A 15,170-nucleotide genomic window follows, 5' to 3' on the forward strand; every position below is an offset into this window, starting at 1 on the left:
GTACTTTTTCTTTGAAATAAAGAAAAAAATTATACGATAGCTCTCTCTCTCTCTCTCTCTCTCTCTCTCTCTCTCTCTCTCTCTCTCTCTCTCTCTCTCTCTAATAAAATAGGTGTAACTCCCAAATAATGAGAATTAAAAAACGATAAATTGTGTGTTTTATTTTGTGCTTTCATATGATCCGGACCGCTTTAATTTGCAATGCGACATGTCTTTTTACTTATTAATTCTGAATATCTCGCTCCCGGCCAGAAGAAAAGCTCCCACACCATAACTGGCGGTCATGTCTCCGGTCACTTTTTTAGGGTCCGCTCCGATAGGTTGTACCCAGCCGAGCTTTCCATCTTTATCTATGGTCGAGAGCAGGGCGTCCCACGATTTTTTCAAAGCAGGCTTGTACTCTTCCTTTCCCAGTAATCCATCATTGATTCCGTAAGCTAAGGCATATGTGATAAGGGCCGTCGCACTGGTTTCCGGAGAAGGATAGCTTTCAGGATCTAAAAGGCTTGCATGCCAGAAGCCGGTGGGGCTTTGCAATGTGGCCAGGCGGGGTATAAATTCCCTGAATAAGTTTTCGTAGAAAGGGCGGTAAGCGGAATTTTCGGGCAGTAGCTTCAATATATTTACAAGTCCTGCGGCGACCCAACCGTTACCTCTTCCCCAGAAGACCTTTTCTCCGTTTTCTTCTGTCTTGTCAAAGTAACTGCTATCCCTGAAGAACAGCCTGTTTTCCTTATCGTATAAGAAGTTATATGTTCTTTTGAACTCCCTGTCCATGTATTCAAGATATCTGTCATCTCCCTTGATTTTTGCCGCGTGTGCGTACACAGCCGGAGCCATGAATAAAGCATCGCACCATGTCCATGACTGCTTATTGGATATAAGCATTGTTGAATCTTGGGGATTGTCTATTATCCAGTCGAGTCTTTCTATTGTGGAAGATGCCATTTTTTCATCTCCGTATAAATCAAACATATTCAGATAAAACTGTCCGATACACAACTCGTCTGCATGATACATCCGGTATTTGGGATAGCTTGCAAAATTGGCGGCTAACTTCCAGTTACCGGCTAAACCTATATCAGTCAGCCAGTGATAGTAAGTTGAATCGCCCGCAATTTTTGCCCATTCGGTCATACCAATATATAAGGTAGCGTTTGTCCATGCGTCTATTCCGTAATCGTGCAGATTCCCGATCGTGGAATACCTGAAATTGCCGATTTGCCAGTCGGCAACTTTTTTCATTGCCGATTTGGTGGAGTGTTTATCTATTGTGGATGATAAGACATAACCGTAAGGGTAGATGGTACATCCTGCCAGCATGAACATATATAATAAATAATGCAGAAGAGTATAGTCGGGACTATACTTCGTTTTGTTTCTCATAGCATCTGTTTAAAAAAGTTAAACAAATGTATTTTAGGTACGACTAAGAGCAGGTATTTTTGATATGCTATTATTGCTTTATTTTTTGCTCTAAATGTCAATCTGTTTGTTCATGCGGTATTGTAAGGAATGAAAATCAGTTAAGGATTTGTTTTTCTTTTATGCTTCGCAGCAAAAGCAGCAGGTGTTTCTCCGAATTCGATTTTAAAAGCCTTTGAAAAATAAGACTGGCTTTTGATACCGACTTTATCCATTACCTGAAGTATAGACATATCCTGCTCGATAATCAGCCGTGCCGCTTTCCTCAACCTGTAATTCAGAATAAATTCGACAATGGATTTATCTGTAAGAGTCTTCACTTTTGAATACAGTTTGCTCCGGCTCATGGATAATTCGGAAGCGATATAATTAACATCTATATTGGGTTGGTTAAGATTTACCTCTATGGTTTCTATCAATCTTTTCAGGAAAATATTGTCCTGTTCATTTGCTGATAGTTCGGCACTGTCCACGTAATAGTTCTTTGCATAATATTCCCTCAGGTTTTGCTGGCGTTTGAAGATATTTTGGATAGACAACAATAACAAATTCAGGTCGACGGGTTTTTCAAAGTAAATATCTGCTCCGGACCCGGCACCTTCTATCTTAGACTCCAGCCCTGTTTTTGCAGTCAGCAAAATAAACGGTATATGGGATGTATTTATATCCTCTTTCACTTCACGCAGTAGTTCGACCCCGTTTTTCAGGGGCATCATTATATCGCTGAGAATGAGATCCACATCTGTGTCTTCCAAAATACAGGAAGCCTCGACTCCATCGGCAGCCGAAATTATCTCGTAATGTTGTGATAAAAAATTCGACAGGAGAATTTTCAGGTCGGTATTGTCTTCAACTATCAGTATCCTCTTTTTATTGCGCAGGAATATATCGTCCATACTGTCCGGATTGCCTCTATTGCTTTTGGGTAATAATTCCCTGCTTATAGATTCATCTTCCTTCTTTCCTGTATCATCGAACTCGGATTCATCATAAACCGATCCGTCGGCAGGAAGATAAACTACAATGTCAGTACCCTTATCCCTCTCACTGAAAATGGAAATTGTACCTTTGTGTAATAATATCAGGCTTTTGACCAAAGCCAAACCTATTCCGGTCCCAAGATGTTCATTCAGGTTCGCTGTATTTACTTTGTAGAACCTTTCAAAAACAGTACCGATTGAATTCCCGGATATACCTACTCCGGTATCGCGGACAACCAGAAGAAAAGCATTTTCAGGAATGGGATTTTCAAGAATCGTGTGGCTGTATTTATACTTTGATGAAAATTCAGAATAGTGGGAATATGTTTCTATAACGATCTCACCACCATCCTTTGTATATTTAAAAGCGTTATTCAGGAGGTTCATCACAACCTTTTCCACTATTTGCTTGTCTGCGCAGAGTGTTTCAGGAATACGGGGATCACATTTTATTTCAAATCTTATATGGCGTTTTTGAGCATAATCCCTGAAATCGCATGACAAATCAGTAACCAGACGGTTTATATTAAGATGTTGAACCTGTAATTGCATTTTACCGTTCTCCACAGTCCTGAAATCCATCAGTTCGTTTACCAGGTTTAGAAGCCGTTGGGCATTGTTATGCAGTATACGGTAATAATATTCTTTCAGTCCTTCCTGTTTCAGATTATCTACCGAGGCGAGGATTAGTGATAGCGGTGTCCTGAAATCATGCGATATATTGGTAAAAAAACGTAATTGAGACTGGTGGATCTCTTCTTTTTTCAGCCTGTCGAGATTGTCAAGGTAAAGCTGCATTTTTAATTTTCTTTTGTCCTTGTAATAATGTAGAATGATGCCCAGGACTGATAATACCAAAACCGTATACAGTAAATAAGCTGGCCAGCTTACCCAAGGAGCCGGCCTGCGCTCTATTTTTATAACTGTCGGCGTATTATTCCATATACCATCATTGTTGGCTGCTGATATTTCAAAATAGTATGTCCCGGCAGGAACTTTCGAATACATGGCCGTACGGCTGGAAGCATCAACGGTTATCCAGCGGTCGTCGTATCCCCGTAAGCGGTACCTGAACATATTCTTATGGGGGGACAGATAATTATCTGAAGAAAAGCGGAATCCGAAATTCGCCTGATTATGATTCAATATAATCTCATTGTTTAATATATCCGATCCTGACGTTACAGGAACATTATCTATATAAAAATCGGAAATAATGACCTCCGGTATGAGAGAATTGAATTTAATATTCTGAGGATTAATGGCTGTAAAGCCATTGGTGCCACCAAAATAAAGTTCCCCCGTGCGGCTTTTAAAAGAAGCCAGAGGATAATACACCTGGCCCTGAAGCCCGTCGCTTTCGTCAAACCTGTGATAAGAATTATCTCCCGGGTTATACCTGAATAATCCGTTGTCCGTACCCAGCCATAGGTATCCCGAGTTATCGGAACACATGCTGTATATGGCAGATACATTAAAATTCAGTATGTCCCGGAAAGATATGAACCGGGACGCGGAAGTATCATACTTCACAAGTCCGCGCCCTACTGTCCCTATCCATACATTATTTTCCGCATCCATGCAAAATGACTGGGCATTAAGGGTTTCCTGTTCTTTGGAAGAAATATTTTCTACAATCCTTGTTTTTATATTCATCCTGTAAAACCGTTCATGCGTAATGATCCACAGGTTTCCGTCATTGTCTTTTTGCATGTCGAGTATATAAGCATTTTTGTCAAAAGGATAATGTGTGAATTTTCCGCTTTTGAACGACAAATATGATATGAGTGAACGGTTGGCCTGATATGCGATCCATAACGCCGAATCCCCTTCGAGGACAATCTTTCTGAGATCGTTACTGTATAAGCTTTCTTTATCACCCGGATTATTAAGAAAGTGGCTGAATTTCTTTGTTTTCGTGTCGAAACAATCAAGGCCACCCCTATACATGGCAATCCACAGTTTTTTTTCGGAATCAAATGCTATCGACTTGACATTGTTGTATGACAGGCTGTTACTGTTATCCATATGCTGGTAAGATGTAAACATGCCGGTATTTTTATCCAGACAGTTCAATCCTCCGCCTTCTGTGCCTATCCATAAAGAGTTCCCATCTTCGGCAAAACTACTGACCAGATTATGATTTAGCGAGCTCTCAAAAGGCGTATATGTTCTGAATGCAGTATTTTCATCCAGGTTTACATAACATAAACCTCCTGCATAAGTTCCTATCCATACGTTTTTATAACGGTCCCCGGCTATTACCCACACCGAGTTGTTCGGCAAACTGAACTTGTCCGACTTTGAATGAAGGTATAGCCGGTGTTCTTTGGTTACAGGATTCACTATATACAATCCTTTTTGCGTACCGATCCATATTTTGCCATTTTTATCCACATAAAACGTATGGAGAGGTGTATTCTCATTTTTATCGCGAAATAACAATTGTTCTTCGATCTCACGGGATAAAATATTCATTTTAAGAACACCATGCTTCTTTGTCAGTATCCAAAGATATCCGTCTATTTGCCTGATTCCTGCAATAGAGTGATCTGAAGGAAGAAGATGGAAAAGGGTAACTTCCCCCGGATTTTCATAGCTGCTATAATAAATCCTGTTATAATATGAAGCAAAATACATTCCGGATTCTCCTTTAGCAATGTATCCGATGTTGTTCATCGGCATTTGGTTATATAGGACCGGTTCGGGTTTGTCCCCTGCTTTTTTGATCCGGCAGAGCGTTCCTTTTGATATATACCATATATTATCTTTGATATCTATTGATATGGCAGCTATATCCCCCTCCGTTATTTGCTGGAAAGAATCGGATTGCTTATGGTATTTGAAAAGCCCGTTACTGGTGGAGACATAAAGACAACCCCGGATATCTTTATACATATTGTGAAAAAGGCAGGTTGTGGGAATATCCGTATTCTGGAATTGAGATGAATACTTTTTATATTCATATCCGTCAAAACGTTGCAGGTCATTTTCAAGGGATATCCACATAAAGCCGTCATCATCCTGAATTATATCCTGTACCCCGTCATAATAGAATCCTCCTTTTGGGGAAAGGGTTCTGAACAGGTATGTATCTTGGGAATATATACATATGCTTACCAGTAGTAAAAGAACAATGTTGAGGCTATATTTCATTATTTTTCAGGAAAACTAGACGTGATAAATTTGGGTTAACTCAAATGTTTCTATTCATAAAGAATGTTCTTGAACAAAATTATTCGTTTTTCTATGAAGAACCGGTTTAATAGTTGAAAATATCAGATGATTATATCAAATTTTAGCATACATATTCCAATAGTGTACTTTTCATTTTTATAGATGAAAAATTTTAAGAACAGGTCAGATGGGGCGATGAAATTGCGGCACATCCAGCTTAAACCAGATAGGAACAGCCGCTTATTTCCTGCAACCATCACATCCGTCATTATGCCACTGATACAAAACGGTAACAGTCTTTTCAGTTAACAGCTTTTACAGTCATCAGTCATCAGTTAACAATCCATAGCTTGTAAAAACTTCGCGCCTTTGCGTGAAATAAAATAGAGTATCTTTTAACCCCTAACTGTTAAAAAGTAACAAAGGTAACACATTTTTCAATAGTTTTTATCCTGTATCTTTTTGCTCCGCTGAACAAAGGGTATATGCTATAGATAAATTATCCTGCCGATAATGGCATCGGCAGGATAATTTATCTATTTATTGCAGGGCAAGGCCCGGTCTGAAAAACCGTAAGTACAGAGTATATACTATTTATATATGAGAGGCATGGGAACTGCCATAGTTTGTGCAGCACAGAGATTCTGCACTTTTGTATATAACAGAAGGCATATTCATCCTATTGGTCAGAGTTTCGTTAAACATGTTGAATAAATTATTTAACCGCAAACTTTACAACAGAATCTCCATTGAGGAAAGCAACGGAGTCTATATTTAAACTGGCATCAAAAGTAAAAACTTTAACCGGAGCTATTGTAAATGACCGTTCGGAAGATTCCTGCATAATCGAATATACAATATTGAGGGTTCTTCCTTCTATATACGGGCTGTCTAATGAGATTGTAACTGCGTTCTTTGTTTCCGGTAAAATAATAGCGCCGACTCTTTGGGTGTCAAAATCTATCATGGTCAGTACATTGTCCAATGTCTTTGCAGGGTGAAAATGTTTATCGAAGTCAGTTTCGTTCAATAGCATAACTTCAGGTGCAGTTACTCTTTTTGTGGAAAAATAGCCATCTACATCCGTCAATTCAATGTCTTTCAGATACTGGGAATCATTGCCGGCCGCAGATGTTTCCATAGCCGGATCGTTCTTGGGTATATCATTGCTTTTGTTTTGGATGCATGCTGAAACCAGTAAAGACAAGGCTGCAACAGATAATATCGTTCTCATAAAATTATTTTATTAAATTCTCTATATTAACAATTTACAGATCGGAATGTTTTTTCTTAGTCATGACAAAAATTTATACGCTGCCCATTGGCGTCGCTTTGCTCTGCCGAACGTTGTTTCAGGGTGCGGTTTCAGACGCGTTATCCATACCCGGGGCGATACTCCGGGCTATAGTATATCGTGATTTCAGTCCAACCGCAACGCCTTGGGGTGAATTGAAGAAGGGGATTTACTTATTTTTGGTCAACACTAACCGTTTATCCACTATATCAGGGATCTCATCTTCATAATGCGTTACATAAATGAGAGATTTATCCGTATCGCAGAAGCTTTCTATCAGTTTCTTCACTCGCTTTTTGTTTGCGGCGTCAAGCCCGTGCAACGGCTCATCCAGTATCAGCAGATCAGGATTTTTCACAAATACCCGCGCTAATAGAACCAGACGCTGCTCTCCTGACGATACATTAAGAAAAGAGATGTCTTTAAGATGCCCGATATTGAAAGCCTCCATCCATTCCAACGCAAGGTTTTCCTGCTCCGGGTTACATTTGCGGTACAGCCCTATTGTATCAAAGAATCCTGAGCCTACAACGTCCAGACATCTTACGTTTTTCTGATAATAGAGATGCATTTCGGGAGAAACATAACCAATACGCCTCTTTATATCCCAGATGCTTTCTCCTGTACCCCGCTTCCGGTCAAAAAGGGTAATGTCGTTTGCGTAAGCTTGCGGATTATCTCCACAAATAAGACTTAGCAGAGTCGATTTTCCAGAACCGTTAACACCCAGTAAAGCCCATTTTTCGCCGCGTCTTACCTGCCAGTTCAACTCTTTGAGTATCGTACGTTCTCCGTACCGGATATGTATGTTCTTCATGTCCGCCGCGTATTCGAAAGAATATGGCTGTTTGCCGGAATTATCTTTCAGCAAAGTTGTATCTATGTTGGCTGCCTGTCTGAATAATGAATTTATCAGACCTGTATCGTCCAGGAAAGCCGTACGGGAAAGAGCCGGTAATATCCGTTTGTTATATACAGGCAATATATGTGTGACAGCCACCGGTATATCATGAGGGTTGGAAAGAACCAATACGATCTGAAGGTTTTCCAGTTCCGCCAAACGAGCCAGGAGGTTGTTTAAAACGGTACGTGAAGCCGCATCCAACCCTATGAACGGATTGTCCAGTATAAGTATCCGGGGTCTGGATAGCAGTGAACGTACAATAAGGAACTTGCGAAGCTCCCCACTCGATAGCATATTCACTTCCTTGTCCATCAGTTCGGATATACCGAACCAACCGAGCAAAGTATCCAGCCATAGCGGATCGGCTGCAGATACAAGTTCTTTTACCAATGGGATCTCCTGTTCGTCACCCTTGTTCCATCGTTGCTGATAATAGCTGTTTTGAGAATCTATGATGCTGTATATATCGCGGAAAGCGACACTTTTGACAACAGACGAAACCGGTAAAGCTTTTCCATCCCTGTCTTTACATATTATTTCACCCGTTTTGAGAGCGTATTTTCCCAACAGGATATCAGTCAATACGGTCTTACCGCTTCCATTGGGACCGACGACGGCCCAGTGTTCCCCGTTTTTGATCTGCCAGTCTATAGCTTTTTCAAATTGCAAATATTCCAGACGGGGTATAGCCGCTGATATTTCTATGATTGTTTCTTGTCCCATTTTTTCTTATGTGAAATAGTAATTAAAAACGGAAATTGTTTTATCCCGTTAATGTACGCTGCTTAAAAGAGTAACAAAAGTAGTGTTTTATTTATATTTTTCTGTCTCTTGCTTTTTCCGGATGACATTGGTGTTATAGATTATCGCCTGATCTTAAAACCCGTTTTTTTCTTGATTAAAAAGCTGAAATACCTATATTTATCGTTAAAAATGAATCTTTTCGTAAAAAATAAAAAATAATATCAGAATAATGTATAAATTTGTATTCTAGAAAAAAAGACTTACTAAAACTATAAATTAGGTATTACCTTAACACCATATGAAATTATGAAAATAAGATTTTTATTACTGCCAATCCTGTTCTGGGTATTGACTTTTTCTTTAAGTGCACAAAACAATAAGGTTAAAGACCCTTGTAATTGTGAAACTTCCAGAGATTCCGTACTTCTTCAACTGAATAGCGGAGAGGAAGTAATAGTTGTAAAAAGGAGTGCGCAACAATTAAATGTGAGCCAGTCGAATATGGCTAAACGCAGGAAATATTTCGATTGTCCCGATATTTTAGCTCCTCCGGCTCCGCAACCGGAAGCCCCTAAAATAGAAGTTACACCACCAACATTATCTCAAACCCCAGCTCCGGAGCCACCAGTAAGACGCCAGCCATTCTTTTTGCCGGATCCGGTGTTTTTCCGAATTAATAAATGGGTGATCGATGAGTCGGAATGGTCTAAAATTGAACTGGCTGTTAATTATCTGAATACAAATCCCGGGTCTACTGTCGTTGTTACAGGATATGCCGATAAGAAAACAGGGAATGCGGCTATTAATCTACGCTTGTCGAAAGAGAGGTCAAACGCGGTAGCAAAGGCATTGGAAGAGAAGTATGGTATCAATAAGAATAGAATTTCCGTTAACTGGAAAGGTGACGGATTGCAACCGTTCGAACTTGATAATGATAAGAACAGGGCAGTATTGTTCCTGATAAATCCATAAAAGAATTACTTATATATAAAATGAGAAAGGCCGCTAAATCAGCGGTCTTTTTTTCTTTAAATATCTCGTAATTCATTAGTTGCTATATAAATGTATTATTGATAGGCACATGTTACTGCACTACATTTTAGTTAATTATTGTTAATAATAGTGGTGTAACTATATTTTATAGTTGTATTACTGGGAAATATAGTTACGTTTGTAATATAGTTATTATAAAAGAATATTTCCATGAAAAAACTGACGCAAAAAGAAGAAGAAATTCTTGCCTGTTTCTGGAGTAATGGTCCGATGTTTGTACGTGAATTGCTTGATTTTCAGGACGATCCGAAGCCCCATTATAATACCCTTTCCACGATTGTGCGCACATTGGAGGAAAAGAGGTATATAGGTTATAAAGCTTACGGGAATACATATCAGTATTATGCTTTAGTATCGGAAGATGATTACCGGAAAAGTACACTTAGCAATGTGGTGGATAAGTATTTCGGCAATTCGTACACTCGTGTTGTTTCATCTTTGATTGAAGAAGAAAAGCTGTCGATCGATGAATTGCAGGAACTGATACGTCAGATCAAGAATAAGTAGGGAAATATAAATGCCTTAAATCCCGGAAAACAATGGAAGTATTTCTTCTATATATATTCAAAACCGCGACGTGTCTTACTCTATTTTACATTTGGGTGAGAGCATTTCTGACTAATGAAACTTTTCATCGTTTCAACCGCGCGGTCATACTTATTGGTACGGCAGCCTGCTTAACTTTACCTCTTGCAGAAGTGAATATCCAAGAATACAGTAGCATACAGAAACCTTTTGCTCTGGTAGAAGAGGCTCTCATGCCTGTTGAAGAACCTTCTCATCCGCAACTATATCAATATGAAGTAAGCGTTTTGCCTTCTTTATCCGAACCTGAGAATCCGGCTATTTCAATTGGTACAGTATTGTTGCTTATATACCTGATAGGCGGCGGAATCAATCTTATAATACTGGCAAAATCCGTTTATTCGATGTATCGCCTTATCCGCGGCGGGCGTAAGATTGTACAAGGACAGCATATATTTGTTATTGTTACTTCTGATATAAATCCTTTTAGCTGGGGTAGGTATATTGTTTTATCAAAAGCGGACTATGTCGGCAACCCTTCGGAAATCATAACGCATGAGATAGCTCATATCACACATTGTCATTCTCTCGATTTGATCTATATGGAATTGATTATTCTTGTACAATGGTTTAATCCGGCCGTGTGGCTGTTGAAAAGGGAATTGAAAGATATACACGAATATCAGGCCGATATAAGTGTTTTGGAATCCGGTATCGATGCAACAAAATATCAACTCTTATTAGTGAAAAAAGCCGTTGGCGCAAGCTCCTACACTCTAGCCAACAGCTTTAACCACAGTAAAATTAAAAAACGAATTACTATGATGTTAAAAGAAAAATCGAACAAATGGGCGCGGTTGAAGCTCTTATTATTGCTCCCGCTGGGTGTACTCACTGTATATGCCTTTGCCCGTCCGTCAGTAAATGAACCATTAAGCTCACTGATTAACTACGAAAGTACAAATATTTTAGAAATAACGAAAATTACGGGAGGCTCAGGTGAAGACTATCAGGAGAAGCAGAAGCCCGATAATTATAATCCGGCTTACTATACAGTAGACGGGGTCAGGGTTTCTGATGCTGAATACAAAGATTTGAAAGCTAACAGTATTTCGCTCATCGAGCCTCAGTACATTCCGTTTGCAAAAGGAAAAGTAGTAAAGGTTCAGGGTGTGTTCAATACGGGATTACTTTCCCCTGTGTACCTACGGGAGATGTTTGTGGATGGCAAAGCTCCGGACAGGTCGCATGTTTACTATGTGATAGACGGTGTAAAGAATGAGTATGACGGAACGGTATATAAGGTTACCGGAGATGCATATCTGAACAGACCGGATGCAGAGAAAAAATCCGAAACTCAAGGTGGTAAGGTAGTTGAGTGCCAGTTTGTGGCTAAGGATGGAAGCAAGTCTTCTGATGTATGGTATGTATCTCATATTAAATTTACGCCTCCGCCGCCACCCCCTCCACGACATTATCAGAAAAGTGCAGTGGATATCAGGGAACAGAGAGATAGTGTAAGTAAGGCTCTGAATGCATATATAGATAAGAACGGATACAAGTCTGAAAATAGAATTGGTAATCCGTCGCTAGGCAAGTTCGAAGTAATAATGATGAGTGACACGAGGGATCTGGAATACAAAACTACCGTTTATCCAAGTTCATACAATAAAAAAGCAGACGGGAAGGAATCCGGTTATCTCCGCATTTACTGGTATGTAATAGACGGGAAGAAATATTCATGGAATAAATTTATGGATAAATGCCGCTATGGTAAAGTCTTTTTTGACAGAAGTAAGATAAAACCGGAAGATGGCAAGATAACAGAGTTATATGGAATAACAACGGATGGAGCTAAAACGCCCGCTTTCTATATGGCAGGGTGTAAGGAATAAAAGGAAGAGGCTGCCCGTCAGTAAATGACAGGCAGCCTCCTGATTATGCTTTTTCTATAAATTTCTTCTTCCGTTCCACTTTTACCAATTTGAAAAGCTTGTCGGAAGGGCGGATTTTATCACTTACTTTTATAGAGAATTTCTCGCCTTTAACTGTTTCTTCGACGGATTTAAGGTCGACACGGATCTCTTCGATCGTCTGGAAGACAGCTCCGGTAGTAGGCCCTGTAATCAATATTTCATCTCCGACTTTCAGGGACTGGGTTTCCATCAGGAATTCAGCTACACCCAGATTGGAGAAGTATTTGATTCCTTTTGCTATATACACTTTCCGTTTGGTAGCTCCCGAACCGTAATTGCTGGACCACTCGCCGAGCCTTTGTCCCAGATAGTAGCCATCCCAGAACCCACGGTTGAATACCGTCGCCAGCCGTTCGTCCCAGTTCTCGACTTTTTCTTCAGTGAATGTGCCCTCACAATAGGCTTTTATGGCTTCCTTGTAGCATTCTACTACAGTACGGACATATTCCGGGCCGCGGGCACGGCCTTCTATCTTGAACACACGTACACCTGCATCCATCATTTTGTTCATGAAGTGGATTGTTTTGAGGTCTTTGGGTGACATGATGTATTCGTTGTCTATCTCAAGCTCTATATCCGTTTCTTTGTCTTTTACAATGTAACTGCGACGGCATATCTGATTACATGCGCCACGGTTTGCCGAAAGGTCGCGTTCGTGCAGGCTGAGGTAGCATTTACCCGATACAGCCATACAGAGTGCGCCATGTGAAAACATCTCTATGCGGATGAGTTCGCCATTAGGGCCTTTTATGTCCTGTTCTACAATATCTTTATAGATAGCCGCTACCTGGTCGAGATTCAGTTCGCGGGCCAATACCACAACATCGGCAAATTGTCCGTAAAACTTCAGGGCTTCTGTATTCGTGATGTTCAGCTGGGTAGATAGATGTACTTCAACACCGATACTGCGGGCATACATCATTACCGATACATCGGACGCAATGATGGCCGACAGGTCTGCTTCTTTGGCTGCATTTACTATCTGATGCATCAATGCAATATCATTGTCATAGATAATAGTGTTGACTGTAAGGTAGCTTTTCAGCCCGTTTTCCTTACAGACAGATGCTATTTGCTTCAGATCGTCGATAGTGAAATTATTGGATGACCTGGCACGCATATTCAGCCCTTCGATGCCGAAGTATATAGAATCAGCTCCTCCTTGTATGGCTGCTGTCAGTGAGTCGTATGACCCTACAGGTGCCATGATCTCAAAATCGGATATATTATTTTTCATTACGGATGTTTAATATTTTACGGGAAAAGATGTGCAAAATTATACTTTTTAAGCTGAATAGACAACTCTGCCATATAGATTAAGCCTATGCTTTTATTAATTTTATATATTGGCAATCTTTTCCTTTGTTATGCGTATGCTGATTTCCACATCATTTTTTATGTCACTGTCACTGCTTTCGTCAAGATTAGCCAGTACTGCCTCGTAATCCTCCAAAGCTGCCTGGTAATTGGCCAGTTCGTAATGTGTATTTCCTCTGTTGTACCAGGCAACGGGCGATCCTTCCAATTTTATGGCTTCATCAAAGTCGGAGAGTGCTTCATCGTAATGTTCCATTTTTTCATGTGTCAGACCCCTGTTATTATAGGCGCTGGCATAATCGGGCTGCAATTCTATGGTACGGTTAAAGTCATGCAGAGCTTTTTCATACAGTCCCATATTGCTGTAGATCGATCCCCGGTTATAATAAGCCATTCCGTCTTTAGGATCGAGTTCTATGATTTTTGAGCAGGTATTGAGCGTCTCCATTTCGTTGCCTGTCTGATAATAGATAGTCGCAAGATGCATATATGTTTTTAGCAGTACTTTATTGCGCCATTCGGTATCTTTTTTATATTTCTCGTCATTGTTGATGCGCTCGATCAGATTGTTCAGCATATTTATTTTCTGCTGAGGAACAGATAGTTTATTGAGCGCAATATAGATGTCATTGTTAAATTTCACCAGGCTTTTTTCTCCCTGTTTCCGTCTTTTTGCAATCAGGAAAAACATGACAGCAAAGAGAATAAACATCAGGACAAACATGGCAACGATGCCCGCTATACCGAATCCGGCGACAGAACTTACATTACAAGATGTGAATAAGAACGGTGTGAGTATTATTATATATTTCATGTGGCAGATCGGGTTTATTCAGTGGTATTAATATATGTCTTTATAAAAGTCCTTACTTTTTCTACGTATTGAGGTTGTATTTTATCCTTATTATATGCCAGATAAAGCGTATTGGTCGCGGGAGCCTCTCCTTTCCAGAGAACTTTTACCAATCCCTTTTCCAGAGCTTTTCCCGCAATCAGGTCGGATGAAACGGCCAGTGCGTCGCTGTTGCTTACCGCCCTCAATATACCGTCGTTGTCGGGTATGGTCGCATGTAGTTTCAGTATAGGACGTTTCTTGAAATTTTCCCGCCAGAATCTCCTTACTAATGCCAGATCGGTACTATAGGCAATCCATTTTTGTGCTTTGAGCCATTTTTCGATATCTTCTATACTGTTTTTTTCTATACAGGCATCGAACCCGGTTGTGTCCATAGCCGGATTGCATACGATCATAAACGATTCGGTGAATAATGCTTCATAAGTGAGGTTATCCGCCGATTTATTTTGTCGTGTGATGATCGCTATATCGAGATCATGACTGATGGTTTTCTCGGTCAGGATATCAGCGAGGCCGTATTCCACCGTCAGGTGCAGATCTTTTTGATTGCCTACATGCTCAGCCAGATAATCATTAAAGATTTCGGCAGGCGTGCCTAAACGGATGCTTGGAGCCTTGTTCAGTACTGTACGCTTAAACTCGGTTTCTACTCGCTCCAGATTATCTATCGATTCCACAATTTGGGTATAGAGCTGCTTGCCGTACTCGGTGGGCATCATTTTGCGGGGGAGCCTCACGAAGAGTTGTTGCCCTATATAGCTTTCGAGCGATGCCAGCTGAATACTCATATTGGGCTGGGATATCATCAGCTCCTGCGCGGCACGGGTGAGTGTCCCGTACTGATAGATTGCTTTGAATGTCCTGTACCATTCCAGATTGACCATATATAATTATGATTTATAGATTTTCAGAGTGAACA

At 40.3% G+C, this 15,170-nt stretch carries 11 protein-coding genes; 3 read left to right on the forward strand and 8 right to left on the reverse strand.

Annotated elements, in window-relative coordinates; genetic code table 11:
* Positions 1 to 29 precede the first annotated feature (29 nt).
* The 5 genes from ACYQ3L_RS10380 to ACYQ3L_RS10400 all read right to left on the reverse strand — a co-directional run bounded on the left by ACYQ3L_RS10380 (position 30) and on the right by ACYQ3L_RS10400 (position 8,503).
* Positions 30 to 176, reverse strand: a complete 147-nt coding sequence (locus ACYQ3L_RS10380; RefSeq protein WP_459952402.1) for a hypothetical protein — start codon at positions 174 to 176, stop codon at positions 30 to 32.
* Positions 177 to 216: 40 nt separating this feature from the next.
* Positions 217 to 1,386: a glycoside hydrolase family 88/105 protein gene (locus ACYQ3L_RS10385; protein WP_379996163.1), complete on the reverse strand. Its 1,170-nt coding sequence runs from the start codon at positions 1,384 to 1,386 to the stop codon at positions 217 to 219.
* 140 nt (positions 1,387 to 1,526) lie between these two features.
* The gene (locus ACYQ3L_RS10390; RefSeq protein ID WP_379996161.1) at positions 1,527 to 5,561 is read right to left on the reverse strand and encodes a hybrid sensor histidine kinase/response regulator transcription factor; all 4,035 of its coding nucleotides are present in this window, start codon (positions 5,559 to 5,561) and stop codon (positions 1,527 to 1,529) included.
* Positions 5,562 to 6,297: 736 nt separating this feature from the next.
* On the reverse strand, positions 6,298 to 6,816 hold the full coding sequence (locus ACYQ3L_RS10395) for a putative periplasmic lipoprotein (RefSeq protein WP_379996159.1): 519 nt from the start codon (positions 6,814 to 6,816) through the stop codon (positions 6,298 to 6,300).
* 229 nt (positions 6,817 to 7,045) lie between these two features.
* Entirely contained in the window at positions 7,046 to 8,503 is a 1,458-nt protein-coding gene (locus ACYQ3L_RS10400; protein WP_379996157.1) for an ATP-binding cassette domain-containing protein, read from the reverse strand.
* A gap of 327 nt (positions 8,504 to 8,830) precedes the next feature.
* Here ACYQ3L_RS10400 and ACYQ3L_RS10405 point away from each other — a divergent pair, with 327 nt between their 5' ends.
* The 3 genes from ACYQ3L_RS10405 (at position 8,831) to ACYQ3L_RS10415 (ending at position 11,997) form a co-directional block, all read left to right on the forward strand.
* Positions 8,831 to 9,496, forward strand: a complete 666-nt coding sequence (locus ACYQ3L_RS10405) for an OmpA family protein (RefSeq protein ID WP_379996154.1) — start codon at positions 8,831 to 8,833, stop codon at positions 9,494 to 9,496.
* A 231-nt stretch (positions 9,497 to 9,727) separates the two neighbouring features.
* A complete protein-coding gene (locus ACYQ3L_RS10410) occupies positions 9,728 to 10,084 on the forward strand; it encodes a BlaI/MecI/CopY family transcriptional regulator (protein ID WP_379996152.1) in 357 nt (118 codons plus the stop codon).
* Positions 10,085 to 10,116: 32 nt separating this feature from the next.
* Positions 10,117 to 11,997, forward strand: coding sequence for a M56 family metallopeptidase (locus tag ACYQ3L_RS10415; RefSeq protein ID WP_379996150.1), 1,881 nt, complete (start codon positions 10,117 to 10,119; stop codon positions 11,995 to 11,997).
* Positions 11,998 to 12,040: 43 nt separating this feature from the next.
* On the opposite strand, the gene ACYQ3L_RS10420 is transcribed toward ACYQ3L_RS10415, so the two are convergent.
* The 3 genes from ACYQ3L_RS10420 to ACYQ3L_RS10430 form a co-directional block, all read right to left on the reverse strand.
* Positions 12,041 to 13,315 (reverse strand): peptidase U32 family protein, encoded by a 1,275-nt coding sequence (locus ACYQ3L_RS10420; protein WP_379996148.1) that lies wholly within the window; start codon positions 13,313 to 13,315, stop codon positions 12,041 to 12,043.
* 102 nt (positions 13,316 to 13,417) lie between these two features.
* On the reverse strand, positions 13,418 to 14,209 hold the full coding sequence (locus tag ACYQ3L_RS10425; RefSeq protein WP_379996146.1) for a tetratricopeptide repeat protein: 792 nt from the start codon (positions 14,207 to 14,209) through the stop codon (positions 13,418 to 13,420).
* Positions 14,210 to 14,223: 14 nt separating this feature from the next.
* Positions 14,224 to 15,135 (reverse strand): LysR family transcriptional regulator, encoded by a 912-nt coding sequence (locus tag ACYQ3L_RS10430; RefSeq protein ID WP_379996144.1) that lies wholly within the window; start codon positions 15,133 to 15,135, stop codon positions 14,224 to 14,226.
* Positions 15,136 to 15,170: the final 35 nt, after the last annotated feature.

It is taken from the genome of Dysgonomonas termitidis, from assembly GCF_054657735.1.

Coding starts and splice junctions, on each gene's coding strand:
- ACYQ3L_RS10380 (WP_459952402.1), bottom strand. CDS start 176: ATGAAAGCACAAAATAAAACACACAATTTATCGTTTTTTAATTCTCAT.
- ACYQ3L_RS10425 (WP_379996146.1), bottom strand. CDS start 14,209: ATGAAATATATAATAATACTCACACCGTTCTTATTCACATCTTGTAAT.
- ACYQ3L_RS10390 (WP_379996161.1), bottom strand. CDS start 5,561: ATGAAATATAGCCTCAACATTGTTCTTTTACTACTGGTAAGCATATGT.
- ACYQ3L_RS10395 (WP_379996159.1), bottom strand. CDS start 6,816: ATGAGAACGATATTATCTGTTGCAGCCTTGTCTTTACTGGTTTCAGCA.
- ACYQ3L_RS10400 (WP_379996157.1), bottom strand. CDS start 8,503: ATGGGACAAGAAACAATCATAGAAATATCAGCGGCTATACCCCGTCTG.
- ACYQ3L_RS10410 (WP_379996152.1), top strand. CDS start 9,728: ATGAAAAAACTGACGCAAAAAGAAGAAGAAATTCTTGCCTGTTTCTGG.
- ACYQ3L_RS10430 (WP_379996144.1), bottom strand. CDS start 15,135: ATGGTCAATCTGGAATGGTACAGGACATTCAAAGCAATCTATCAGTAC.
- ACYQ3L_RS10405 (WP_379996154.1), top strand. CDS start 8,831: ATGAAAATAAGATTTTTATTACTGCCAATCCTGTTCTGGGTATTGACT.
- ACYQ3L_RS10415 (WP_379996150.1), top strand. CDS start 10,117: ATGGAAGTATTTCTTCTATATATATTCAAAACCGCGACGTGTCTTACT.
- ACYQ3L_RS10420 (WP_379996148.1), bottom strand. CDS start 13,315: ATGAAAAATAATATATCCGATTTTGAGATCATGGCACCTGTAGGGTCA.
- ACYQ3L_RS10385 (WP_379996163.1), bottom strand. CDS start 1,386: ATGAGAAACAAAACGAAGTATAGTCCCGACTATACTCTTCTGCATTAT.